We start from the raw sequence: 26,162 nt of genomic DNA, 5'->3' as shown, positions 1-26,162 counted from the left end.
CTTCATTAGTATGAAGCATATCTTTCCCATAAGAATCATTTTACTTTATTGCTACTTCACTACCCTGTCCATTAAACAAAAAGAAAGCCATAATATAGTCAGAAATAAGGATAACGATTAGAAAAGCAACTAACCAGACCAGAAATAAATTGGCAGTTGCCACAGCCCATTTGTATTTGCAGGAATGATAGAACGCCCAACAAATAAACGAGACTAACACACCAATTGGATACGTAGCCATGAGGCCTGATGTTATAATGTCCAACAATGGGTGATTACTCGACTGACTGTAGACATATGTGTATAGACCCATTATCAATATAAAAGGATACGGCAAAAGCGTAATAGCATAGATGATATTGAAGAAAATAAGCCTGTGTGCGACTTTTTCATTTTTCAATTCACTGTTGACCTCCCTTAAAAAAGAACTTATTCCATTATATCCATCTGCTTACATATCGTCATGGCTCCATTATCCATTTATGCTTCAAACCAATATGCAAAAAAGAGCAGGTAAGGAGCTTCGTGCCCCCAGCCCTGCTCTTTTTTTGTAAAATGAAACCTTCTCACATATTATCCAAAATGGCTATTGCGCCTTTTTACGCAACTGACTGTAATACAACTCGCTGTAGAAACCGCCTTGTTCCAGCAGCGCATCATGCGAGCCTTGCTCCAGTAGATGCCCATCCTTCAGCACCAGAATCCGATCTGCCTGGCGGATCGTGTTCAGCCTGTGGGCAATGACAAAACTCGTTCGTCCTTGCATCAGACGTTGCAGCCCTTCCTGAATTTTGATCTCTGTGACGGTATCAATACTGCTCGTCGCTTCGTCCAGTACGAGTATGGATGGATCGGCCAGAATTGCCCGGGCAATGGCGAGTAATTGCTTCTGACCCTGACTAATGCCGCTTCCGTCGGCCTGGAGCACTTTGTCGTACCCGTCCTTCATTCGCACTATGAAAGAATGGGCATTCGCCAGCCGGGAGGCTGCTTCCACCTCTTCATCCGTCGCATCGAGACGGCCAAACCGAATATTTTCTCGAATCGTACCCTGAAACAGAAATGAATCCTGTAGTACAAATGCCATATGTGACCGTAGATTCTCACGCCGAATGGTGGTCATATCGCGACCATCTACCGTTAATGTGCCACCTGTAGGATCATAGAAACGGGATAACAGCTGAATCAATGTTGTTTTCCCCGCTCCGGTCGGACCTACAAGGGCAATCATCTCACCCGGTTTGGCTTCAAAGCTGATGTCATGCAAAATGTTACGTCCTTCATCGTATCCAAAGGATACTTTGTCGAAACGAACCGCTCCCTCTACCTTGTCCAGAGATACCGCTGCCCCTTCATCCTTCGCTTCCTCATCTTCGTCCAGCACCTCGAATACACGCTCAGCCCCCGCAATTGCGGACAATAACGTATTCCACTGGTTCGCCAGATCATTCAGCGGACGGGTGAATTGACGGGCATATTCCACAAAGATAATAATCACCCCGACCGTAACGGAACCCTGGATCGCCAGAATACCACCGATGCCCGCCACAATCGCAAAGCTCAGGTTATTCAATCCATTCATCAGTTTCGGGATAAAACCGGAGATCGTCTGTGCCCAGAAACCGGAAATCCGGATGCGGGTATTTCGTTCCTCAAAACCGCGAATCACACGCTCCTCTTGGGAGAATGCCTTAATGATCCGCTGCCCGGATAAAGTCTCTTCGATATAACCGTTGAGTTCACCCAGATTACGTTGCCGTTCCTTGAAGAGCGGTCCCGTTCTGCGCGTAATCCAACGCATGCCGATGGCCATCAAAGGCACAACGATAAAGGTAAGCAGGGTCAGCAGCGGACTGAGCCAGAGCATAACCCCAAACGTTCCGAGCAGTGTTAATACACTCGAGAAAATCTGGATGGCCGAGCTGTTCAACGTACCGCTGACATTCTCGATATCATTGGTTACCCGGCTCATAATCTCCCCCTGCTGGCGTTTACCGAAGAATGGAATCGGCAGCTTGTGCAGATGGGAGAACAGATCATACCGCATGCGGAACACGGTTTCCTGTGCAATTTCGATCATCCATATATTTTGTAACCAGGATGTAAGAGAGAACAAAACGTACACTGCGGTTAATCCAATCAGAAACCGAGTCCAGCTTGCCCCGGCTTCACCCGCAATGAAATCATCCACGGCCACCCCTACCATGTAGGGGCCAAGCAAAGCAAGTGCGGAGCTGGCTAACACCATCAACAGTACCATGGACAGCTTAACCTTGCGCCGTGCCAGATAGCTCCAGATACGACCTAGCGTACCGGACCAGTTCTTCGCTCTTGCCTTGGGTTTGCGACCACCACCTGATCGTAACGTCTCCGGATCAATCGGCGGTGGCGGCTGACGGAAAGGCTCAATGAATGCTTTGAACATGCTGTGCACCCTCCCCGTATTGTGATTCATGGATTCGACGATACAGCTCTGACGATTCCATCAGGTCTTCATGTTTTCCTTGCCCAATGAGTTGTCCATCATCAAGCAGCAGAATCAGGTCCGCCGAAGTGGTTGAACTGATCTTCTGGGTGATGATAAACGTGGTACACGACAATTCTTCCAGCGCAGCCAGCAGTCTGCCTTCTGTAGTTACATCCAGCGCACTTGTGCTATCGTCCAGAATCAGAATTCTTGGTCTACGTACCAGTGCTCGTGCAATGGAAAGTCGCTGCTTCTGTCCACCGGAGAGATTCACTCCCCGTTGACCGAGCAATGTATCATAACCGTTTGGTAAATTCTCAATCGTTTCATGGATCTGCGCGCGCTTAGCCGCTTCCACGATCTCATCCAAGGTAGCATCTTCCTGACCCCAGGCAATATTCTCCCGTATGGAACCGGTAAACAGGACAACCTCCTGCGGCACATAACCAATCGCTCCACGCAACATGGACAGATCCAGCTCTGATGCATCGGCACCATCAATCCGCACCTTTCCTTGATCCTCTGTGTATAACCGTGGAATGAGCTGTACGAGCGAGGATTTGCCTGAGCCAGTTGCTCCCATAATGGCAATGCGTTCCCCCGCTTTTGCCGAGAATGTGATGTTATCCAGCACTGTAATTTCACTATTCGGATAACTGAAGCCCACACTGCGGAATTCAACCGCTCCCTGCACAGCGCGCTGTTTCTTCGCCGGGTATACAGATTGCGGAAAATGCGAAGATTTCATAGATCCAGCAGATGGTGCAGACGTTGATAACGACTTCGTCTGTTCAGTCTCCGACGTGTCCTCCGTATTAAACACTTCATTCAGCCGTTGCGCCGAAGCGCTTGCTCTCGAGAAGGTTACCAGAATCCATGACAATGCAGACATGGCACCAATTGTGCGAAGCAGATAGTTAATGACAGCGACCACTTCACCCACGGTTGCATTACCCGAGGCGATGTCGACTCGTCCAAACCATAACACGGCGATGATACATACGTTCATCATCAGCAACATGAACGGCATCGTGGTCTCCGTCAGACGCAACGCGGAGATTGTGCCTTTCATCAGCTTGCCGCTGAATCCGGCAAAGCGTTCAATCTCATGGCCCATCCGTACAAAAACACGGATCAGCCGGATGCCTGTCAGATTCTCCTGGATGACTCCATTGACGGCATCCAGTCTACGCTGCACATTGCGGAACAGCAGCGCTGCCTTTTTGATCATCCACACCACAACAATGAGCAGTACAGGCACCATGACAACCAGCAGCAGACCCAACCTCGGGTTCACGATCACTGCCATAATCATGCTACCAATCACCACCAGGGGCACACGTGTCATGAAGCGCAGACTCATAAAGACGGTGTCCTGAACCTGGGTCACGTCCCCCGTTAATCGGGTAATCAGGGACGACGTCGCGAACCGGTTAAAGACGGCATAAGAGAACGTTTGCACTTTCTCATACAACTTCTCCCGCAGATCGTATCCGAACCCCAGACTTGCATGGGATGCAAAGAACGAACTGGCAATTCCGGCAGCAAAAGCCACAACAGCACTAGCAACTAGCACACCGCCCCACAACCAGACGACAGATAAGTCTCCCTGCTGAATCCCGTTATCGATGATCTTGGAGATCAGATAAGGCTGAGCCAGCTCCACCGCAAGCTCAATTAACATCATGACCAGGGCTGCAATCGCGGCAACTCGGTACTTCTTCAAGTAGTACAACAGCTTGATCATAAGCATTCCTCCGGCTCGGAGCACCCTAAACCGATAACACGTTCCAGCTCAGAGCCTCCATTAGACATGTTGTTTTCTCCACAGCGTCCAATATGTAATCATTTCTATGTACACATATGGTTATTATAGCGTATTTTACAATGCCGCTTCTATTCTTATTACCCTACTTTTCCCAATACAATAAACTTCTCTTCATTTTGGCAGTAAAAAAAGGAAGGTCTCCCTTCCCCACACTAGTTAAGTGCTTACAGCTCGCCCGCTCACAGACATATTTCAGGTCAAAAAGAAATGCATATCTGCACTCAGGTCATCTGCCTAACTTTGCAGAAATATAGTTATCTGTTTACATACCAAGCGAGATGTTCACTACCATCTTCTGCGTCCACGATCACCCCGATAGTCATCATTCAACTCTCCCAGGCGATCGTATGTCTCTTTATATATCCGAATCACGGCCTGAACTTTGATAAAATCAGCATCTTCCGGTCCAAGCCCCTCCATAAACATTCTCTGAATGATCTGTTGGAAGAATTGCACTCTGGCCTCAATCTGTTCTCGCTCAAGCTGTAATATGTCTTCGAAACTGTGGTTCCCTATGTAATCCATCAACTCATCATCATGTCTGGAATAATCTGCGTTTCTCCGATCTGCAACCCATTCATCCGGCTCATTGGACTGGAGATTAACACTCGTACGTAGTTGGGATAAAATGATTTTCTCTTTGGCCAGCATGACATGAAAATCTTTGTTACGGAGCAGCTCAGATACAATCAGACTGCACATTTCACGGTTTTGGATCAGTATGCCGTCAAATGGATGCAGTGTCCACTCCCCGTTTGCATAATACAGGTTAAAGTTAAAGAACTCACTGCCATATTTGTATTGAATATTAATCTTGGTCTCATCAATAATCTCGAATGAAAAGTCCAGCATGTTCAGCAAGCTCCTTCGTATAACCCCAGATTTTAGCTTTATTCTATCAAATGAAACAAAGAGACGCACTCGGCGTCCCTCGTAGAAAGATATACATCTAGCAATCTCCTGGCTTATGCAGCGAGTCTCGCACTATTACCCTAATCCAGGAAAGATCCTAATGCACTGGAATCCGGTTTATTTTTCTCCGGAATGGCAGCAGCTTTTGGCCCTTCCAGACCCAGTCGATCGCTCATTTTAGCGTTAAGGGTTGTCATCTTGTTGGTATAGTCATTACAACTCTCGATGATCCGGCGATTAGACTGCTCGGACAAATCCAGCGCAGACATCAGATCACCCATCGCCTGATTCACGGCTTCAAGGGACATCGCCGGTTTGGACAACAGTTCATTTGTTTTCTCTGTTGTTGTCTTCAACAATCTGGCGTTCTCCTTGAATTGATCTTCAATCGTCTTATTCGTCGCTTCCACAGCAGAAATGACCTTCTCCTGATCATTGAGTGCCATAGCAATCATGGCCGAAACGGTGATCAGATTCGCTGTTTTATCAATGGCATTATTCACTGAATCAATTAACTTGTCATTGTTATCATTAATGATGTCGGTAGCTGCGATCGCCTGATTGTACAGCATGATCATCTCTGTCATGGATTGGGTACGTGTTACCACTTTGCGCAACCCACGCTCCAGATGTGCTTTACGATTCTCGTTCTCCGGCTTGGCGATCTCAGTTTCAAACAATGCTTTCAATTGATTACCAAAGGAAATTTTGGTCTGCAGATTGTAGATCTCCTGAATCGAAGAACGTTTCAATTGACGCATGTTCACGATGCTTTCTTCCAGGTTGTCCTTGCCGTCCCGCAACCCGTTAATGATGGCATCAATGTTCGTGCGAACAGATTGATAACGGTATACGTAGTTTTTCAGCGGGCTTTTACGTAACAACTTCCCGACAAAACTCACATTTTTACTCTGCTGCAAACTCTCGCATTCATCACGGAGCTTCAGGATCATGTTGGATACCTCCGCCCGATTCCCGGACATCAGTTCATTGACTGGACGATCAAGCAGCTTGAGAGTCTGTCCTGCTCTCTCTTGTGTTTTCACGCCCAACTTGCCGATATCATCCATTAAGGTATCCAGATGAGCCGGGTCACTTTGGGACACTTTCTGAATAAGCTGCGTTGCTTCCTGGTTAATCCGTTGCTCATCTTCCTGCTTCAACTGAGCCCATTCCGTTGCCATGCCAATCCCTCCTATAATTCAGAGCTGTTATACCGTTGATGTATTAGTTCCGCTTTGTTCTGGAGCTCCATTAAGTCTTTATGTTCAATCGTTGATACAATATCCGATATCTTGGAATCCACGTCTCGAAGACCATTCAGTAGCATACGCCGATTATTACGTTTGGCTTCTCCACTTAAACGTAGAAATGGATTAATAAACCCGTTCAGGTCTTTCAAAATCAGTCTGCGCACCGTATGGTTGATATCCCCGTTGTTCAGCTCCTGAAGAGAAGGGATCACACGCTGCAAACGGGCAAACAACGCCAGTGATTTCTCCACGATCTCATTATCCAGCTCGTTCTTCTGACCTTCGGAGATGATCATGTCCTCCAGAACCTCCAGGTATTCAATCACCGGATCAAATACAGGATCTGGTTCGGTGCGGGAAGGCTTCGCTTGTTCTGAGCCCGCATGTTGTGCGGGAGTGGAGCTCGAATGAGGCTGTGCCGGAGAAGCTTCTCTTGCCCCTGTTGGCACTGCGCTCGGCGCTTGTCCACCATTCAAGCGGGATGGTTCATTTCCGATATCTGTAATGGGTACAGGGGCTGATGACGAACCCTGGACCTGTGTACGCGGCGTGGAACGTGAAGGAATCAGTCCCCCGACCACAGTTGCCAGTGCCGGAATTGCCCACGTGATGACATCCGGTAGAAAGGGACTCGAGATCGCCGCGAGACCATAACCGACCAATGCGCCTATACCTATCTTCGTTTTCCGTAACATTACTTGTCCTCCTGCCTTAACAACACATAAAGTGCATATTCAAAAAGTCTTGTTTTCAGTACCGAGAAGATGGAATGAAGATAGAAATGGAGTAGCGGAGCGTAGGAAAACTACGTGAGCAACGGACATTTCGGCTGAATTTCATATTCGATGCTGATGATGCCGTAAGGCATTATTCGTAATCAAAAGTGGACTTTTTGAATAACCTCTCATCCGTATTGTAAAAAAACCATCCAGAAGGTGTCAATGTTGAGGGAAATTCTCAGCTAGACGTGATGTACTCCGCTTACCTTCTGAACGTCGATTATAAATGGCTGTTCGATATGACTTCCCAGTATGCCAAACTTCGGATGAAGTGGTCCAATATCATGGCCAAGTGCAGACTTGACCGCCAGATACGGGAAGTTCACGCCCGACAGACAAGACATGTGCAACCCACCCGACATACGCGGATTGATCTCCAGCAGCTTCGGTGTATCCTTGCGATATTTCATCTGTATATTAAAATTATAAGGAATCCGATATACTTCTGCCACATTGCGGGCAATCGCCAGCAATTCCTCGTTTTCTTCGAGCAAGCGCAAACGTCCTCTTTCTTTTCTACGCGGAATAGCCGTTAATAGTTTCCCATTGCGATCCGAAAGACAATCAATGCTGTATTCATATCCTTCCAGTACCTCCATCACCATGACATTGGGAAAGGACGGAGCAGAAGAGAATGCACGCAGGGCATCTTCATATGAAATCGAGTTCAGCGCATACCCGAACAACTCCTGCAACGGATCACGCTCATTGTTAATCACCCGGAATCCCATACCACCCTCACCATTACATGGTTTGAAGCATACATCGTGTCCACGTGCACGCAGCGCCTCATAGGCTTGCTGGAATTGTGCAGCATTATTAACTGTGAAATAATCCGGAATCTCCATAATGCCTTTCTCACGCACCGATTCATAAAATCGGTCTTTCTCCATCAATTGTTCCAGCAATTCCGTGTCCGAGCATACGATAACCCGTGTACCGATCTCTTCGAACAGGGAGATATGTCTGCTGATGTCCAGCATGTTCCAGCGTGGAATAAATACATCAATCTGATAACGGCGGCAAAAGTCGAGGCAAAAATCAACATATTCCCGGCCCGTTACACGCGGTTCAACTTCTGCAACATCACAGCCCTGTAATGCCATGTGTCCCGGATCAGGATGAGTACCGTAGATCTCAAATTCCATGCCGTCCTCATTGTCCCGAATCGCATTCATATAATGATACGTTACAGAGAACCAACGGTTGAAGTAAATCTTCATTTTTTTCATTTATACGGTCTCCCTTATCTCGGCATGGTCTATCCGGGTCTGTTGATCGTTATGAATACGGTGAACGTAATCGAGAATCTCATCTGCTGCAAAAGCACCGAATTGTTTGGTAAATTGATACGGTACCTGCTCAGGTACACGCTGTCTCTCCACATGTAACTCTCCGTGAGACGGAGCAATGGCGTGGTGCGCAAAGTCCAGCAAACAACGATCCAGCAAGGAATCACCCGAAGCAATCACAGGCACATCACCAATGCGTTGCCTAATATGCTCCACTGCAGCTCGTTTGTTCACTGCCGAAGGCACCAGATAGAGCTTCCGCCCCTGAATCGAACTCTCCCATCCAAGTGTCTCTAACACCCGAATCTTGTCGGCAATGCGCTCCATAGGAAGCTTGTCACGTTCGATCAGCAATGCGTAGAACAACTCATCACATAATCGCTGATTAATCACCCATTCCGGACTCAGTACATCGTCAAATAAATCCAGGATCTCTTCGGGAGCAGCTGCCTGCTGACGAAGCAAAGAACGAATATGCAGATTCCATTCATCGTCTACCTGACCGTCAACAATGATGTTGCCACCATTACTCGTCACTGCATATTTCGGGATACATTCGTTCTGAAAAATATGAATACGTCGGTACTGCTCCACGGTACGTGTCGTCACAGGCATAAATACAATGTCTTGTGGCAAAGACTGCAACCGCTCCAGTGCATATGCTGACATAAAAGCAGACAACTTGCCGTTAATCCACTCTGCGGGAACAAGTCCCGGTGTATCTTCGGGAATACGGAGCGCACGACGGGAGTACACCAGCGTCTGGTCCAGATCACTTGCGTAGATCATCATTCTCCTCCACCTCCCAGGGATTGAATAATACCGCAACAGGAATAGGTTAGTCCCGGATATACCTCAACCGGCACATTTCTGTCTCTGGCGAGCATCATGATATGTTGTAAATCCGGATTATCCAGACGGTCCACAAGAATCTTCCAAGGAACACGGCGCAGTAACACCCGGGTTGTTTCTCCGATCCCAGGTTTGATCAGATTGATGTTCGCAATGCCAAAGGATTGCTGGATGGACTCGATATCTTGCCAGCCTTTCCAGGTGATTTCCGAAGTATCCGTAGCATTGTCGTCCGTTTGAATTTCCGCCAGGTCCATCATTTGCGGAAAATGCTGAGCAATAGTATCCACGTATTGGGTCGACACATCCGCAGAGGACCATTCACGATACCATTTGGCCCCGTGAAAATCTGCCGGCCCAATCAGATCATCGCGAAGTACTGTACGGCTAACCAGTCCAGAGACAGTGGAATTCAGACAAGCGCTAGGAATGAGATAATCTTCCCTCGTCCCAAAGGTGCCTGAGCATTGCCCCGGATCTGCCAACACGGCAAGATCATCATCGAGGCTTACACCGTAAGTCCGTTCCATTTGGTCACAGGACTCTTTCAGCACTTTGCGAATAGCCCCTTTTCCTGTCCAACCATCTACAAACTGAATGGCTGTCTCCAGACCATGCTGCTGTAAAATATATAAAATTGCGTTCTCGTCCATACCCTTGCCACGAATAATTGAAATGCTATAATGCGGAATCGTCACTTTGTATTTCAATTCAATATAACGCTTGATCAGGATGCCTACAGGCGTTCCGGCTCGAGCCAGAGATACCAGCACCAGATTCAGTCCCCTGCGCTCTACAATCTTCTCAGCCACAATGGCGGTATGACGTGCGATTCTTGCAGCGGATTGTTCCAGCGTTTGATGAAACAGCTCGATGTATTCTGCTGTGGGCTGATATTCCACGGGCAGCATCTCCGAATAATGAACCCCGGATTGGATCGCCTGCTCCCGTTCACCCGTTCCCTTTTCCAGATCCACATGGCTGATATCCTTCAGTAGGAAAACAACGTCCGATGCAGCATAACTGCCCATCGGTTCGGGAGATTGAATCTCACGTTGTCTGATTAGCTCCAGTGTAGTTAAGTTCATTGCTCGTAGTCCCCTGTCTTCTCTGGCAAACCGCAATATATGATATGAATGTGTCCGCATCCCAACTGACCCAGTACCTTCAACATCGGTTCCATTCGTTCTTCGGACATCTGTCTCTCCAGCAGAACAAAGATTTCATCATATTGTCCCGGGGCAATGTTATAGATAAAGTTACGAACAGAAGCGTCTTCCGGTGAAGCATATCCGGCACCACTACGAACAGCATATGCTGGAGCTGGATGTGTATGGATTGGACTGCGAGTAGTGGATTGATAAAACACACCTTCTCCCATCTCGGCAGCAATACGCATCGGAATGTACATGAACTCCCCTGTTCCCATCACCAACGTCCGTTCTCCCGTACGCTGTGACCGAAGTCGTTCTGCAATCCGGCTAATCTCTTCACGCAATACGTCATTATGTCGGGATTGCATACCAAACCTGCCCGTATGCTGAACGTAGCTCGCTGTGCTACGTTTACCTCCTCCATCCTCCGAAGTGGCATGCAGCTGATCGAAGGCATCTGCAACGGTAGAGGTATGAAGCGTTACGGCAGGATGAGATAGCTGCTCATCTTGCTGTGTTGCTTCCAACTGTGGAGTACCCACCACTTCAATGCGGCCCTTCAACAGGCTTAACGGTGTAATGGTAATTCCAAGTTCAGCTTCCAGTTCGGCAAATCGATTCTCGTCCGCTTCCGTACGCCAGTCCAACAGCGAAGCAATCACATATTGCTTCCGGGGGTATCTGGCCTGAATATCCCGAATGATATTCAACGTCGTTTTGCCCGTCGTAATCTCGTCGTCCACCAGAACAATCGGGCCCTCTCCTGCAAAGGCTTGATGATCCAGCGCATAACAACGATGAGCCATCGCATGGGAATGTTCTTCTTCAAATTGAATATCTGGATGCATCGCTGGAACATATTCGCGAGTGGTGTGAATATAGGAAGCTTGATCAGCAAACATCTCATACATGCTGTGGCCCAGCGCTGTCGCTGTCTCCGCAAAACCAACAAAACGAATCGTTTCCGGCAAGCTCAAGCCTTCTTGCAACAGCATGTTGTACACTTGCCGAGCTTGCTCGGGATCAATCAATCCTTCGACCATTTCACGTTTCCACTCGGTGATCTGATCTTTGGTCTCTTCCGTCTCCTCAGTCAGGTGCTCATATAACAGAACAGCTAATGCTGCACCACTCAGAAGCGAGGTATACGGGTTAACCGGGATGTGCTTGCCCAGCAGTTTGCTTACAAACAGAAATGAACGTTTCTTATTGATGCGTGCAGCCATGGAAAATAGAGATTCTAGTGGAAGTTGCAGCGGGTTATGTGTAACCTGAACGTTCAGACTGAATTGATCAAGAATTGGGAACGTAGTTATGTTGTTGTTCGTGCTTGGGCAAGAGCCCGACAAAATGCTGCTGTTCATGTAACACCCCATATATTTGTGATCGGATTAGAATGCGATTTGCCCAGCTCAAGTGTGGTTTAATCTCATTCATTTTGTTATAGTAATTACTTTTGAACACACCCAGGCTACCGTCATTACGGGCGATGATGTCTTGGGCATCGGAATACTCCTCATGTGTAACAACGTACATCGCTTGTACGGGCTTGATATGAGAAGGATGAATGATCGTTTTGCCTACAATTCCATTTTCCTTGTCCATCATGACTTCACGCATCAATCCATCCATTGTATTCGTAATATATTTCATTCTCAGATGCAGCCCTGATTTGCCTAGGGTTTCTTCAAATGGAGTCTGTCGTAATTGAGGTTTGAACACACGCTCCCGCTGACTGAAATATTCCCAGACAGGACCTGAGATCACATACGGCTTGTCCATTCGTCCAAACAGATTGATAATATCTGAGATGCAGTCACGGATCGTGGCGATATCGTATATGGTCAATTCCGGGCTTCGGCGTAGTCCAAACAGGCTGGAGAAATCGGTCGCACCAATGCGTACATTGAGCACATATTCAACATGTTCATCGAGGATGTTTCGAAGGCCCAGTAAGGTCTCCCAACGTGTCTCGCGATATATAATTGAAGCCGTTTCCAATATAGGCATTCCATAGAGAACGGGATAATGATCCGGTTTCCGTTGATTATACTTGCGGATCTGGTCAAAATAGGCTCTTCCATTGCCCACACAAAACTTGGGCAATGCCACACCTGTCAGCATGGACACCAATTCTCCCAACGTATCAATGAGTCGTTCCAACTGTTGTGGTGAACGTACACGTGCAAACAGAAGAGGCATTTGATCCTGACTCAGCATGCCTGTCTCCATATAAGTCATCAGTTGAGTTAGATGCTGTACCAGACACTGCTCGGCAAACTCCACTTGGTCGTCACCCACAGCATCCTCCAGATCAATAATAATGGTCGTCAGACCTTCATGTTTACCATTCATAATGTCGTCCGCGATATGTGTGCGCGTCGCGGGCATATATAAAGCAGCCCCAACAGCATATGCCAGTAGATCTTTGGAAGTCCGGTGATTGAACGAGACGGGTGAAGAGAAAAATAAAGTATCTTCTTCTTCCGGACTCAAAAAGTTAAAATATTTCAGGTTTGTCTCCTCCTCGCACCTTTGGCAATAGCCAATCTGCAATAGTTGATTCCAGCTGTCGGGGCATAAAAACCAATCCCTCCTTAGTCTGGAGGGATTGATGGTCTATTATCGAGGATAACGTTGGTCAACAGTATCCTTGCAATGGTGCTGACCGATACAGCGTTTATATATTCAATAAATACGAATGATTACTTTCTTCCCGCAACCCACTGCATTCCCCAATCATGAGCCTCGTCCAACGCCTGATGCCCATTATAGAACTGCACGATTCGTTCAATACTGAATGTCTCATTGTTCACATTGCGTAACATCGCGATGCCACACATGCCAAGCGGGCTCCCGTATTCATTCATTCGGACAATGATATCCGGGCCGTCCTTCTGCTGGATAGTTACCACACCGTCTACTTGAGACCAGTTGGCCACACCACCATAAATATAGGTAAATACCAAGATGCGCTCAATTTCCGAGATACGGGCACCATTAATCCGGAGATTCTCTCCCGTCTTAACCGATCCCGTCCGGTCATCCCCATCCAGTGCAATATAAGGGAAACGATTCAGTGAACCAAACGTCTGTCCCAAGGCCTGAATCACATCTCGTGTACCATCCTTCATCTCGAACAGGCAGCCCAAGTCCAGATCCACACTCTTGCTGCGACCAAATAACCCTTTGCTACCCTGTTGATTCCAGTTGAGGTTAATCAGGATTTCACCAAGTCCCCCCGCATTTTTCTTGAGGTTAATGGTGTCGCCGTTCTTCTTCAATTCAATTTTGCTGAAATTGATCGAATTCACAGGAGCAGGCGTCGGTTCTGGTGCGGGTGCCGGGGGAACGGTTGATGTGGTTGGCGCAGCGTCTGATCCACCATCCACATCCACACCAAAGTTAGCACAGAGTGCATTCAAACCTCCCGCAAAACCCGATCCTATTGCATTGAACTTCCATTCTCCGTTATGGCGATACAACTCACCAATGACAATCGCGGTCTCCACTGTAAAACCGCTTCCCAGATCATATCTCATCACTTCCTGACCTGTAGCTGCATTAACAAACCGTAGAAAACCATGCTGAACCTGTCCAAAATGATGGCGTCGTGCTTCACCGTCATGAATCGTCAGGCTGAAGGCGATTTTCTCAATTCGGGCAGGGATTTTGCCAAGATCAATGGCGAATTGTTTCTTCTCGCCGCCAACCTGTCCACCATCCATATACGTGATGAACGAGGTAGAGGGCTGATTATAAAAGATAAAATCCTCATCTCCAGCCACTTTATTGTCTGAACCCAGAAGGAATGCTGATGTGTCCAGCTCTACACCCGTGGCTGCCTCCCAACCAATGCCTACCGTTAGACGGGACAAGCCCGGATTGGTTTTGGTCAGATCACTCTTCTGGCCTTTCACGACAGAAATCGCCATAGCAGAATCACCTTTCTATGCCAAGTTATTGTGCATCCAGTCCGTAATTTTTGCATAAAGCAGATAGTCCACCTGTGAAGCCGCTGCCTACCGCCTGGAATTTCCAGTCCGCACCCGCACGGTAAAACTCACAGAATACTACAGCTGTTTCTGTGGAATAGTCCTCTCCGAGGTCGAACCGAAGCACTTCCCGATCACTTGCAGCATCTACAACACGAACAAAAGCATTGGAGACTTGTCCAAAATTCTGCCCTCGTCCATCTCCATCATAGATGGTTACCGTAATACCGATCCGGTGAATGTGCGCAGGGATTTTGCTGAAGTCAACAACAACTTGCTCATCATCGCCGTCACCCTCACCCGTACGATTGTCACCGGTATGTGTCACTGAACCCGAACCGCCGCTTGGATTGTTGTAAAAAACAAAGTCATCCGTACCTTTGGCTTTTCCATCTTCGTACAACAAAAAAGCCGAAGCGTCCAGGTCAAAGTCGACTCCACCACTATATTTGTTTGTATCCCAACCCAAACCAACCACCACACGGGTAAGGCCCGGATTCGTCTTAGTCAGGTCAATACGTTGTCCTTTGGCAAGACTGATCGTCATTTGTTTTTCCACCTTTCCAAGATATGTGATTAAATGAAAAGGAGAACCGCCCAGGAGACGGTTCTTCCCATCCTGTAAGTCGTTCTGTACGTCCTATTGCAAACCGTAATCGCGTGTCAATCCAACCAATCCATCCTGGTAACCACTACCGATGGCACTGAACTTCCACTCGCCGTTATGACGATACAATTCACCAACAACTACACCCGTTTCGATAGAGAAGTCTTCTCCCAGGTCGAAACGAATCAGTTCTTCGTTGTTTGCTTCGTTAACGATTCGCACATAAGCACGGGAGACTTGTCCGAAGTTCTGGCTACGTTCTGTAGCTTCGTAGATCGTAATGGAGAATGCAATCTTCTCTACATTGGCGGGTACGTTAGGCAGGTCGATATTGATCTGCTCATCATCACCATCGCCATCTCCAGTACGGTTGTCACCAGTGTGAACAACAGAACCATTTTCATTTTGTGGATTGTTGAAGAAGATGAAGTTTTTCTCGCCTTCTACTTTACCGTTTGCATTGGCACAGAATACCGATACATCCAGGTCAAAGTCTTTTCCACCATCATACTTATTGGTATCCCAGCCCAAGCCTACTGTGATTTTTGTCAAACCTGGGTTCGTTTTAGTCAGATCGATTTTTTGACCTTTAGAGAGATTAATTGCCATCGTATGATCATCCTCGCTTATTTAAGTGTATTGTAGTTATCGTGACATATGAATATCAGGATTATTGTCGATTTAGGTTAAATCTTGTACTTAGGAGTACCTGCGAGCGAGTTCATTGATATGTACCGCATGGGAACCCTCTCCAATTGCTGAGAATTTCCATTCGCCTCCATGACGATACAATTCCCCACAGATCAACGCTGTTGAACCTGTGTAGTTATCGGATAGATTGAACTTCACGAGCTCACTGGAGTTTTTACCATCCAGAATACGGATATAAGCCTTCTCTATCATGCCAAAATCTTGCTTGCGATTGACACAATCGTAGATATTAACAACGATTAATACTTTATGAACATCAGCAGGAATACGGGACAGATCCATTTTGATCTGTTCATCGTCACCGTCTCCCTGTCCTGTTAAATTGTCACCTGAGTGGATAACCGAACCACATGCACTTTGCTTGTTGTGGAAGCAAACCAGGTTGGAGTCCTTCACCAACTTGCCTTCTTCATTCAACATGATCGCCGATGCATCACAATCGATATCCGCTTGTTTCTTTCTTCCGAAGAACCCTTTGGCAGTTACCGGGTCCCAACCGAGACCAGCAATCACCTGCGTAAGTCCTGCATTGCCTTTGGTTAAATCAATCTTCTGTCCTTTGACCAAGTTAATGCTTGCCACTGATTTTCACCTCCCTTCACATGTAAAATATCTACTCTACTTAGAGATTGAATTCACCCGGGTTCAGTCCAAGTACATTGCAGATCTCGGCAACAACTCTTTTCTCCTGATCATCAAAGTTGCCGTCCGCTGAACCAATTGCACTGCATACGCCCACAATAACGCGTCCTACATCTGGCTTACCTTTAAATTTCCCAATGGCTTTCAGCGCTTCCTGCTTCCCGATCTCTGGAGAGAACTCAAAGTTCGCGACATAATGATTGAAGCGTGTAATCACTTCAGCCATATCGAATACTTTCAATTCCTGACTGAGGTTGATATAACCGGCCATCTTGTTCTTTTCCGCTTCGTCAATGGAACCATCTGCAAAAGCAACCAGTGCACAACCTGCAACCACGGCATCCATAAAATCTTTATTTTTAAACTTTTTGACTTGCTCTTCAAGTCCTTGTTTTGTTGAATTTAACCAACTTTTAAATGAACTCATACTCAACCTCCAATAGTTTCATACATGGTGTTCTTCACTTTTTTTCATGGTTTTCAGTAATTTTCATCCTTACATCATGATTGAATATAAGTTAAATTATTCCTTAACTATACTCTGAAATACGGCAATATTCTACATTAAAAAACAATTAATACCTTATGATACGCATCGTTCTGGATATGGTTTCAAGCGAGAGGCGAGAACTTTCTATTCACTTCATTTTTCAGTCAAATATTCCCCTATTTGAAGCCCAAACATAAAAAGGCTCTGATCAGGGGATCAGAGCGCTTATTTCTACCAACACCAAAATTATAAATTTTATGAATGATTTGAATCCTTGAATTCACTCTGCTTTTTCAAAATCAGCCTGTTGTTGTTCATAGATCTCATAGAAATCGTCCCAGACGAGTACATTATTCTTTTCCTTGCTCCACCAGTCTTTGTACCATACTTCAATCTCCGGGCCACCGCCTTGCTCCCACTTCTGCTGTGCTTCCGTTGCAGCCTGTTCGACTGTATATTTGCTTCCGCCAATGATGGAACGGGTAAAAATATCGTTGATCGCTGTTGTCACATTGGTCAACTTCACCTGAAGTTCCTTCGGTAGCTGCGGCATATGTTCTGAATGGGTAACACCCTCTCCTACCGGAAGATCCGTCATATATACCTCACGCGCTTCCTTGAATAGTCGAAGTCCTTCCTTCTGTGACGGAATCTCTTCGCTGAACAGCATTTCTGTGTACCCGCATTTGCCTTCCTCCAGACGGCTGTACAACATGGCGTAATCCCCTGCCCAGCTGATCTCCTGCTTGTATTTCTCCTGATCCGAGATACGCGGACAGCCTTGATCGTTCAGCGTATAATGCGTGTTTTCAAATCCATTTTTGAAGGTCCGGCCTGACTCTATTTTGGTCAGAAAATCGATATATTGCATAACTGCTTCCGGATTTTTGGCTCGTGCATTCACAGCTGCAGTCATCTGAACCGGGTTATTCCACACCATCGTGTGCTGTCCTACGGACGTGGTTGGCAGAGCGATGACCTTTAATTTGGCCTCAGGAACATTCTGCATCAGTGTATCCAGTTCCTTCGCCGCAAACCCGGTATAATCCGAAGTCATGGCCGCGTACATACCGATTTTGCCATTCAGGAAATCCTGCTTCGCCTTGGCCCCGTCCTTGTCGGTCAGTAAGTCCTTATCTACCACTCCTGCTTCATATAATGCACGTTTGAATGCCGTTGCTTCTTTCATGTTGTTGGGACCAACCACCATCTCCCCGTCCTCCACATTCACCCAGTTGGCGTTGTACATATAGCGAAACAGACCCGCTGTATCGCCGAACTGAAATCCACCGATGCCGTATGTATCCTTAGCTCCGTTTCCATTGGGATCATTCTCCGTGAAGGCCTTGGCTACCGCCAGCATCTCTTCCTCATTGGTCGGTACCTCCAGATTCAACTTTTCCAGCCAGTCTTCCCGTATGAAAAAGCTCGTTAGTGGAAACACCTCGTTCATACGCCCCACTTCATAGAGCTTACCATCGCTTTTAATGCCGGCCTTCTTGAGCTGGGGATATTTCTCCATCAAGGCTTTGTATTCCACACTCGAGTTCTCGATCAACTCATCCAGCGGCATCAGCTGTTTCTGATTAAACAGTGTGTTACGGATCGGCGTACCGAATTCAAAAATGATATCCGGTGCACTGCCAGAAGCGAATAATACGTTAAGTTTGGACTGGGACTCCCATCGGGGAACTGCTGTATATTTTACATTAGCCGGGCCATTCTCGTTGATCCACTTGGACCACATGTTATCTTCGATTGTACCCATGCCGCTTGGGACCGCGCCCCGATCATAGATTGTTGACGTGATGTTCCCCCTGTTGCCTTCGCCTTCCGCCTGTTCGCTACCGTTACCTCCTGTACATCCCGCCAGCAAACCACCGATCAAGCCCAGAACGAGACCCGACTTCATCCATGCCTTCATCGTTAACGCCATAGATAAGACCCTCTTTCTCTCCTGTAATATGAACCCATGCGGGTTAACCCACAGCCTGCTTTAACCTTTAATTGATCCAAGCATGACCCCTTTAACGAAGTACTTCTGCAAGAACGGATACACTGCCAAAATGGGTATGACCATCACAATGACAGCTGCTGCCCGAATGCCTTCCGGGGTCAGATTCGATATCATCGTTGGATCGGTAAAATCCTGTACATTCAGATTGGACATAATCATATTTTGGACAAGCACGGTCATGTTGTATTTGGACGTATCATTGATATAAATCATCACACTCATGAACGAATTCCAGTAACCCACGCCGTAAAAGAGAGCAATAGTCGCCAGCAAAGGTTTGGACAATGGCAACACGATGCGGAACAAAAGCCCCAGTTCACCACAACCATCGATGCGCGCAGCCTCGTCCACTTCCCCTGGCAGATTTTCAAAATAAGATCGCATAATCAGCATGTTGTACGTGCTCACCAGGCCCGGTAGCCAAAGCGCACCGTAACTGTTCACAAGACCGAGATTTTGCACGACCAAATAAGTCGAGATGAGTCCACCGTTAAAAATCATCGTGAACACCATCGCCATCGTAAAGAAGCGCCGATGATAAAAATGTCTACGTGACAGCGGATATGCCGCCATAATCGTCACCGCCATGCTGAGCCCTGTACCGATCAATGTGATCTCCACACTATTCCAGAATGCATTCAGAATCGGCGTTCCGGTAATTAGGCTGTGATAGGAGAACCAGGTGAAATCGACGGGCCATAATCCCACTTGACCTGAAACAACCGCTCTCGCATCACTAAATGACAAGGCAACAATGTTCAGTAAGGGCAGGATACAGCTGACGGCAACCAATGACAACAATACATAATTGATTAAATAAAAGACTTTTTCTCCTTTGGTTTTTCTCATGCCGTTCTCCCTCCCTACCACAAACCTTCGTTAAATCGCCGCGCGATATAATTTGCACTGAAAATGAGGATAAATGCAACCAGTGATTCGAACAATCCCATCGCTGTTGTCAGGCTGAACTGTGCTCCCTGAAGACCGGTGCGGTAGATATAGGTACTGATGACATCCGCTATCTCATTGACATTGGAATTCTGAAGCATATACACCTGGTCGAATCCGACCTCCATCACCCGCCCCATCGATAGAATCAGCAGGAGAATAATGGTGGAGCGTATACCCGGAAGGGTGACATGCCAGATCTGGCGCATTTTGCTGGCCCCATCCATCTGTGCAGCCTCGTATTGGCTCGGATCAATGGTCGTTAGTGCCGCGAGAAAAATGATGGCATTAAAGCCCATGTCCTTCCAGATCCCTGAGCCAACAAACACCGCAACCCACGAACCCTTGTTGTACATGAACGGATAAGGTGCTCCCGTCCAGGCCTCGACCCAGCGATTTACGATTCCATTTTCCAAAGAGAAAACCGTCATGATCATCATCGCAATGATGACCCAGGAAAAGAAGTGTGGCATATAGACCACCGTCTGCACCGTTCGCTTAAAGGCCATGTTTCGCACTTCATTCAGCATAATGGCCAGAATGATCGGAATGGGAAACCCGATAATGATGCTTAACAGACTGAGGAACAAGGTGTTGCGAATAATCTCCACCGTGCGCGGATCACTGAACAGCGTCTGAAAATGCTGAAAGCCCACCCATGGACTGTTCCACAGCCCATCATAGAAATTGTAATCCTTAAAGGCCATGACCAGCCCTCCGATGGGTGCATAACGAAAGGTAAGGTAGAACATAATCACCGGAACAAACATCAAGATTAACGGTATATTCATCTTGAATCGTCGAAGCCGCTGCTGCCGAATCCGATGCTTCATTTCACTATCCGGTGGTTGTAATCCAGACGGCGGACCTGCGGTCAGTTCCCCCTTCATATCCATCACTCCTCTCTGCTGTTGATGTACTATAGTTGTATTTTAGATAAAAATGTAAGCGTAAACATTTGTTATTTAACGATCCTTTTATAATTTTCTACGCAAAAATAACCCCACATGGTGGGGTTGAACTTGGAAACGAACAGATATTAAGAGGAGGCTTCTCTTTAATTGTGACCCTGCAGCAGTTCAAGGAGGATTGTTACCGGGCACTTTACTTGGCTACTTGCTTGCGATATTCGCGGGGCGATATCCCCGTCATCTGTTTGAATACGGTTGTAAAATAACTGGAGTTATCGAACCCGGTCAGTTCCGCGATATCTGCCATGCTCTGCCGAGTGCTGTGCAGCAGCAGCTTCGCCTTATCAATTCGACGCTTGCTGACATATTGGCTGAAGCCTTGTCCTGTCTCTTTTTTGAACAAATGGCTCAAGTAGTTGGGTGTCACATGAACATGGGCAGCCACGGCCTGCAACGTGCATGTGCTGGAATAGTTCATTTCAATATACTGTATAACTCGTGTAACGACATGATCCTGCTGTTCCTGAGTTAGCCGCATCAGCATATCCACCCACTCTTCGCTCTTGCATCTGGCCCAAGTGATGACTTCAGGTATGGTATGAATCCAGAGCAGTGGATCTGGGGCAGTTGAGTCCATCCCACCGGATTCCTGAGGCTGAAGCTGTTGTACCAGTAAGTCCGTCATGACCTTCATAAGCATATGAATCTCCGCTTTGCCTTGTGACAAGCTCATCCCGGACGCTTCTTCCAGCAACACCTCGATCCGATTCATTATCGATCCGAATTGATGATGGAGCAGCAACAAAGTCAGTTCCTCTCGCAGTCGCTCGGTACGGTCCACCTGGCTGTATTGTTCCCTGATCCGAATGTCGGACTGTTTTCGGCGATATCGTTCATGTGCCTTTTGTAACACCTGACATGCATCATCCAGCGAGAACGGCTTTAACAAAAATTCAATTGCTCCATACCGGATAGCACGCTGTGCATATTCGAACTCACGATAACCTGTCAAAATGATAATCATAATGTCCAGTCCACTCTCGTGTATGCGTTCGGCCAAATCTAGACCATCCATCACAGGCATGTTGATATCCGTAATGATCAGATCGGGTGTGCAGCTGTGTACAGCCTGTATCGCTTCTTCTCCATCGGCCGCTTCCCCGACAACCTCCCAACCGAGGGGGTTATTGCGAACCAGATGAATCAGACCCTGACGAAATAATGCTTCATCATCCACTACGAGCATACGTCCATTCAACAGAACCTACTCCTCTCAGTCACCTGAATTTCCCGGCATAAGTCCTCACCGATCTGATAAGGCAAACGAAGACGTACTAGCGTACCCTTTCCCATAGTCGACTCGATCTGTACACCGTAGGGTTCACCGTGAATCAACTCAATTCTTCGAAGTACACTCCGCATGCCAATGTGCTGACGTTCCTCACCCGCATGTGCCACTGGCGTCATAATGTGTTCAATGACCGATGCGTGCATGCCGCAGCCGTTATCTGAAATTTCAATGATAAGCAGATCCAGCTCTCCTTCATGCCCGTTTTGCCGCGAGCCACGAATCTCCAGATGACGGTTGTTCCTTTTGTCCGAGAAGGCATGAACAAAAACATTCTCCACGATGGGCTGAAGCAACAGTCGGATCACCTGACAGCGAAGCAATTCAGCAGGAACGGCAATTTCAATCGACAAGGCTTCCTGATACCGGGCCTGCTGAATCTGCAGGTAGTGATCTATTTGCTTCATCTCATCCTGCACGGTCGTCAGTTGCTGCACGGGTTCCAGCGTATACTGCAGCATCTCGGACAAGGCAGTGACCAGGCGAGCCGATTTCTCATCGCCAAGCATATAGAACTTCCAGAAAAACATGCTCAGCGTGTTATACAGAAAATGGGGATTCAGCTGGGCCTGAATAGCTTTGAGTTCAGCTTCTTTTTCACTGAGCTCGCGCTCGTACACTTCATGTATAAGCGTATCAATCCGGGAAGCCATTGCATTGAATCGTTCACCGATAAAACCGAGCTCATCCCGTGTCTCGATCCGAACCCGTGTATCGAACTGTCCATCACGCACTCTTTTCATCGCGTTGACCAGACTCGCAAGTGGACGCAACAGTCTGCCGCTAATTATGGTAATGATGAACCAGGAGCATAATATGCTGGCTACCGCAGAGAACACAGCAACTTTGACAATGATCTTTCCCTTGTTCTGAATCTGAGCGAGTGAGACTTTGCTAACCAAGGTGAAGCCCGCTTTGTCTGACGTTTGCTTCGTATACAATTGGGTTGTTCCCTGCTCGTCCCTGATCTCCGTCGCCCCTAGGCTTAGCTCGGTAAGTGGTGGTGGATCCGCATCCTGATTATGAAAGGCATAAAGAAGCTCACCATCTGCGTCAAACAAGTAGACAGCAACTTCCTCATTCAGTCGCAGATCTTTGAGATACGATTCGAACAACGAGGTGTTAAACAGAATTAACATGACGCCATAAGTCTCCAGATCAACAGACCGCATTAATCGTCCCGCCAGAATCCAATTGGATTGTTCCTCCTGCAAGAAAGCATCCGGCCCCAAACGATTCCAACCATATTCGCCGCCTGTTCCTTCCAGTCTATGAACCATCTCTGCCAGATAGGAAGGATCCATCTGTTGAAATGAGCCGGCAAAGGCACCGAGATTAAATATGTTTTCCTTCAGGTCATATATGCGGAGCCCCATGATCTCCGGTGCATCCAGCCTTACCTGATACAACTGATCATCCAGTTCATCTTCCAGCTTCATCTGATCATAGGACGAGATGCCAGAGGTCTGTGCTTTGATGGCATTTTTTACGGAGGGATTCAGTGTGATATAATCGGTGACTTTATACATGTCGTGTACCCTGGAATCCAGACGTGCAAGAATCTGCTCTGCGGTAAGACTATACTGGCGACTGACCTCTTCATTGAACAGATCGATATGGATGCGATAGGTGATCAACCCTGTGATTCCGGAGATTAAGACCGTTGCGGTAGATAAAAACAAGATTAGCTTCGTTTTAAATTTAAAGCGTTTACAAAAGTTCATCCACCACATCTTTCACACACCTCACCTATATTCCGGACATGTCTGACTCCTAAAAACATATCATACACCTATTGGAAAAAACCAGAAAAACCCTGACCCCGCTTCAATCGGTAGTCAGAGTTTGAAGGCATGTGATCCAGACCTGTTACCGGGATGATCCAGATTAACTCTGGATCACGGCATTTTTATTCCCCGTAAATCTCTTTGATCCGTTCATCCTCATTGGTAGACAATAGAACATTAAGCAACCCCATGGCATTATTGGCATCGGTTCTCGTCGTCTTGTACATCTCGGCAAACGCCGCTTCATCCTGCTCCGGGTCCATCGCAGCAAGCTTGCCCCATGACGTGCGGGCTTTGTCGTATAACGTACTCAACGTAATGTCACGTGGATGCTGTGCAACAGGTGCCATCGATTCAAATTTCGCTGTGACCCTGAAGAAATCCTTGGAATCCTGGAACGATGTACTGCTGTAGTCCTTATTTTTCATCGCATCTTCGGTAATTAGCAGCCCTTCACGCGCGATAAACAGCGTTTTCACCATGGCACGCTCCAGATTGGTTGCTTCTCCCCAAGTTATATAAGATTCGTCAGGTGCTTGTACGGTTGTAAAAAAAGGAAAGGCATCATCAATCAACTGCTGCGAATCCGAATGAATTGGCACCCCTGCATTCATGTCCACAACGGCATCGCTGTAGTTGGCTACATTAATATTTTTGGAACCTTCCTCACTGACCCGACGCACCGGATAATCATTCAGAGGGATACGGATATAACCAAGTTTATCCGCATACTGCTGCTTCAACTCTTCCAGTGTGGAGTCCTTTCCAATCTTGCCGTCGTCGGCTGAAGAAGACTCTTCTGTAGCTGAACCTGTCTGCTCACTCCCATTCGAACCGGTTGCTGCGGTTTCTGTTACGGCAGCATTCGAGCTGCTTGTTTCTGATGAAGCAACTTCTGTACCGGAAGCAGACTCCGGCGATGACGTCTCTTTCGCTCCGCCACCACAAGCTGTCAGAATCGCTGCCAAACCAAGCATAACTGTGAACGTCTTTATCGTATAATTCCATTTCATGTATAATCTTCCCCTATCCTATGTATATTCCTGAGAACCATTAACCTCTGCTTCAAGACTTGAACACCCGCTTACAAAAATATCCTTTCATATAACATGCTTGATTCACACAATTGGACATGCTCTACATTCTATCATAAGTTAAAAATCGGTTGTATACGACGATATACCTGTGTCTAAAGCCTTTTACTACTCGTACATTAACTACCACCGCAACACAAAAACACTGCCGCCCGTATGGACAACAGTGTTCGTGAAGGGTAATTATTTGATCCCTTTTGCCTTCTCCATATGCTCTGACCGAATCTGAGGATCGGTGGAATTGACCGATGATAACAGAGCGTAGATCGCCTGAATATCCTTCTCTTGAAATACGGTTTCGGGAACCTCACTCTCAAGTCGTTCTGTCTTGCGCTGAATCGTTTCCACCAATTCATGATCGTAGATGATCAGTTCATCCGAATTCACATACCTCACAGCAGGATCAACACTGATGCGGCAACGGTTGGTGAAGGTCACCATGGAGACGAGACGTACTCTTTTGTAGTCTCCGAGGTGCGCATGGATGGCTTCCACATGTGCACGATGCTGCATAAGCGGATTGTACATTTTGACCCGACTGCTGCTGACTGACCAATTGGCCTCTCTTCTTCCGCCGCGAATCTCACCTGTTGTCAGATTTCGGGTTTCGATCACAAAGATTGCCCGAGGACCGATTACGACATGATCAATCTGCGAATAACCGGAGCGTGACTTCGGATTGGTAACGAGCAGGTCGTTCAGCACTTTATATTGACTTGGAAGACCGATCAGCTGATCTGCTGTACTAGGTTCCTCCGGCTGGCGTGTCCAATCCCCTTCCGCCTTTTTCTTGCGCTTACTACGGACCATACGCGGGGGAATGGTTGTCGTCGATGGTAACGCTGAAGTGGAGGCTGTAATCTGGTTCGCAAGCTCTGGTTGTGTCTTGAACAGAGACAGGATTTTCTTGAACATGGGCAAGCTCCGTTCTATTATAGTGTGGGTTACGGGTGACCATTACAGGAGGAATAACATCCTTTGACACATTCATTATGTAAACTTCTATTACTTATGTCGGATAAAGCGGGGTAAAAATAAAGGGAAAACGATCAAATTCTCTCCAATACGCAAAGTA

At 47.1% G+C, this 26,162-nt stretch carries 22 protein-coding genes; all 22 read right to left on the bottom strand.

Features of this window, described 5'->3' with window-relative positions; all coding sequences use genetic code 11:
* Positions 1-586: 586 nt before the first annotated feature.
* A complete protein-coding gene (locus MHB85_RS05155) occupies positions 587-2,425 on the bottom strand; it encodes an ABC transporter ATP-binding protein (RefSeq protein WP_091015787.1) in 1,839 nt (612 codons plus the stop codon).
* The gene (locus tag MHB85_RS05150; RefSeq protein ID WP_341072557.1) at positions 2,406-4,214 is read right to left on the bottom strand and encodes an ABC transporter ATP-binding protein; all 1,809 of its coding nucleotides are present in this window, start codon (positions 4,212-4,214) and stop codon (positions 2,406-2,408) included. The genes MHB85_RS05155 and MHB85_RS05150 overlap by 20 nt, the downstream gene beginning before the upstream one ends.
* A 366-nt stretch (positions 4,215-4,580) precedes the next feature.
* Positions 4,581-5,147, bottom strand: a complete 567-nt coding sequence (locus MHB85_RS05145; RefSeq protein ID WP_091015790.1) for a hypothetical protein — start codon at positions 5,145-5,147, stop codon at positions 4,581-4,583.
* Positions 5,148-5,287: 140 nt separating this feature from the next.
* Entirely contained in the window at positions 5,288-6,391 is a 1,104-nt protein-coding gene (locus MHB85_RS05140) for a toxic anion resistance protein (protein WP_036606281.1), read from the bottom strand.
* Between the two features lie 11 nt (positions 6,392-6,402).
* Entirely contained in the window at positions 6,403-7,155 is a 753-nt protein-coding gene (locus tag MHB85_RS05135) for a hypothetical protein (RefSeq protein ID WP_149846316.1), read from the bottom strand.
* 266 nt (positions 7,156-7,421) lie between these two features.
* Entirely contained in the window at positions 7,422-8,471 is a 1,050-nt protein-coding gene (locus MHB85_RS05130; RefSeq protein ID WP_091015795.1) for an ATP-grasp domain-containing protein, read from the bottom strand.
* Positions 8,472-9,320, bottom strand: a complete 849-nt coding sequence (locus tag MHB85_RS05125) for a hydrolase (protein WP_091016215.1) — start codon at positions 9,318-9,320, stop codon at positions 8,472-8,474. It lies immediately after the preceding gene.
* Positions 9,320-10,471 (bottom strand): cysteine protease StiP family protein, encoded by a 1,152-nt coding sequence (locus tag MHB85_RS05120; RefSeq protein ID WP_091015797.1) that lies wholly within the window; start codon positions 10,469-10,471, stop codon positions 9,320-9,322. Before MHB85_RS05120 ends, MHB85_RS05125 begins: the two co-directional genes overlap by 1 nt.
* Positions 10,468-11,901 (bottom strand): phosphoribosyltransferase family protein, encoded by a 1,434-nt coding sequence (locus tag MHB85_RS05115; protein WP_341072556.1) that lies wholly within the window; start codon positions 11,899-11,901, stop codon positions 10,468-10,470. The genes MHB85_RS05120 and MHB85_RS05115 overlap by 4 nt, the downstream gene beginning before the upstream one ends.
* Entirely contained in the window at positions 11,831-13,051 is a 1,221-nt protein-coding gene (locus MHB85_RS05110) for an HpcH/HpaI aldolase/citrate lyase family protein (RefSeq protein WP_341074196.1), read from the bottom strand. The genes MHB85_RS05115 and MHB85_RS05110 overlap by 71 nt, the downstream gene beginning before the upstream one ends.
* A gap of 191 nt (positions 13,052-13,242) precedes the next feature.
* Positions 13,243-14,472 carry a TerD family protein gene (locus MHB85_RS05105; RefSeq protein WP_341072554.1) on the bottom strand — a complete coding sequence of 410 codons (1,230 nt, stop codon included), beginning with the start codon at positions 14,470-14,472 and terminating at the stop codon, positions 13,243-13,245.
* A gap of 25 nt (positions 14,473-14,497) precedes the next feature.
* Entirely contained in the window at positions 14,498-15,079 is a 582-nt protein-coding gene (locus tag MHB85_RS05100) for a TerD family protein (protein ID WP_341072552.1), read from the bottom strand.
* Positions 15,080-15,172: 93 nt separating this feature from the next.
* The gene (locus tag MHB85_RS05095; protein ID WP_091015801.1) at positions 15,173-15,748 is read right to left on the bottom strand and encodes a TerD family protein; all 576 of its coding nucleotides are present in this window, start codon (positions 15,746-15,748) and stop codon (positions 15,173-15,175) included.
* Positions 15,749-15,838: 90 nt separating this feature from the next.
* Positions 15,839-16,432, bottom strand: coding sequence for a TerD family protein (locus MHB85_RS05090; protein ID WP_091015803.1), 594 nt, complete (start codon positions 16,430-16,432; stop codon positions 15,839-15,841).
* A gap of 40 nt (positions 16,433-16,472) precedes the next feature.
* Positions 16,473-16,919 (bottom strand): tellurite resistance TerB family protein, encoded by a 447-nt coding sequence (locus MHB85_RS05085; RefSeq protein WP_091015805.1) that lies wholly within the window; start codon positions 16,917-16,919, stop codon positions 16,473-16,475.
* A gap of 343 nt (positions 16,920-17,262) precedes the next feature.
* Complete coding sequence (locus MHB85_RS05080) at positions 17,263-18,918, bottom strand: extracellular solute-binding protein (RefSeq protein ID WP_091015806.1); 1,656 nt, start codon at positions 18,916-18,918, stop codon at positions 17,263-17,265.
* Positions 18,919-18,978: 60 nt separating this feature from the next.
* The gene (locus tag MHB85_RS05075) at positions 18,979-19,848 is read right to left on the bottom strand and encodes a carbohydrate ABC transporter permease (RefSeq protein WP_341072551.1); all 870 of its coding nucleotides are present in this window, start codon (positions 19,846-19,848) and stop codon (positions 18,979-18,981) included.
* 14 nt (positions 19,849-19,862) lie between these two features.
* Positions 19,863-20,780: an ABC transporter permease gene (locus MHB85_RS05070; RefSeq protein ID WP_047844113.1), complete on the bottom strand. Its 918-nt coding sequence runs from the start codon at positions 20,778-20,780 to the stop codon at positions 19,863-19,865.
* Positions 20,781-21,051: 271 nt separating this feature from the next.
* Positions 21,052-22,116 (bottom strand): response regulator transcription factor, encoded by a 1,065-nt coding sequence (locus tag MHB85_RS05065; RefSeq protein WP_341072550.1) that lies wholly within the window; start codon positions 22,114-22,116, stop codon positions 21,052-21,054.
* The gene (locus MHB85_RS05060) at positions 22,113-23,888 is read right to left on the bottom strand and encodes a cache domain-containing sensor histidine kinase (protein WP_341072547.1); all 1,776 of its coding nucleotides are present in this window, start codon (positions 23,886-23,888) and stop codon (positions 22,113-22,115) included. The genes MHB85_RS05065 and MHB85_RS05060 overlap by 4 nt, the downstream gene beginning before the upstream one ends.
* 227 nt (positions 23,889-24,115) lie before the next feature.
* Positions 24,116-25,006, bottom strand: coding sequence for a hypothetical protein (locus MHB85_RS05055; protein ID WP_341072546.1), 891 nt, complete (start codon positions 25,004-25,006; stop codon positions 24,116-24,118).
* 264 nt (positions 25,007-25,270) lie between these two features.
* Positions 25,271-26,002, bottom strand: coding sequence for a nuclease-related domain-containing protein (locus MHB85_RS05050; RefSeq protein WP_341072545.1), 732 nt, complete (start codon positions 26,000-26,002; stop codon positions 25,271-25,273).
* Positions 26,003-26,162: the final 160 nt, after the last annotated feature.

Origin of the sequence: Paenibacillus sp. FSL K6-4396 (genome assembly GCF_038002525.1) — a bacterium.
In the GTDB taxonomy this organism is placed as follows: Bacteria; Bacillota; Bacilli; order Paenibacillales; family Paenibacillaceae; genus Paenibacillus; species Paenibacillus amylolyticus_B.
Note: the sequence above shows the minus strand (reverse complement) of the source record. Positions and strands in the feature narration are given on the sequence as shown.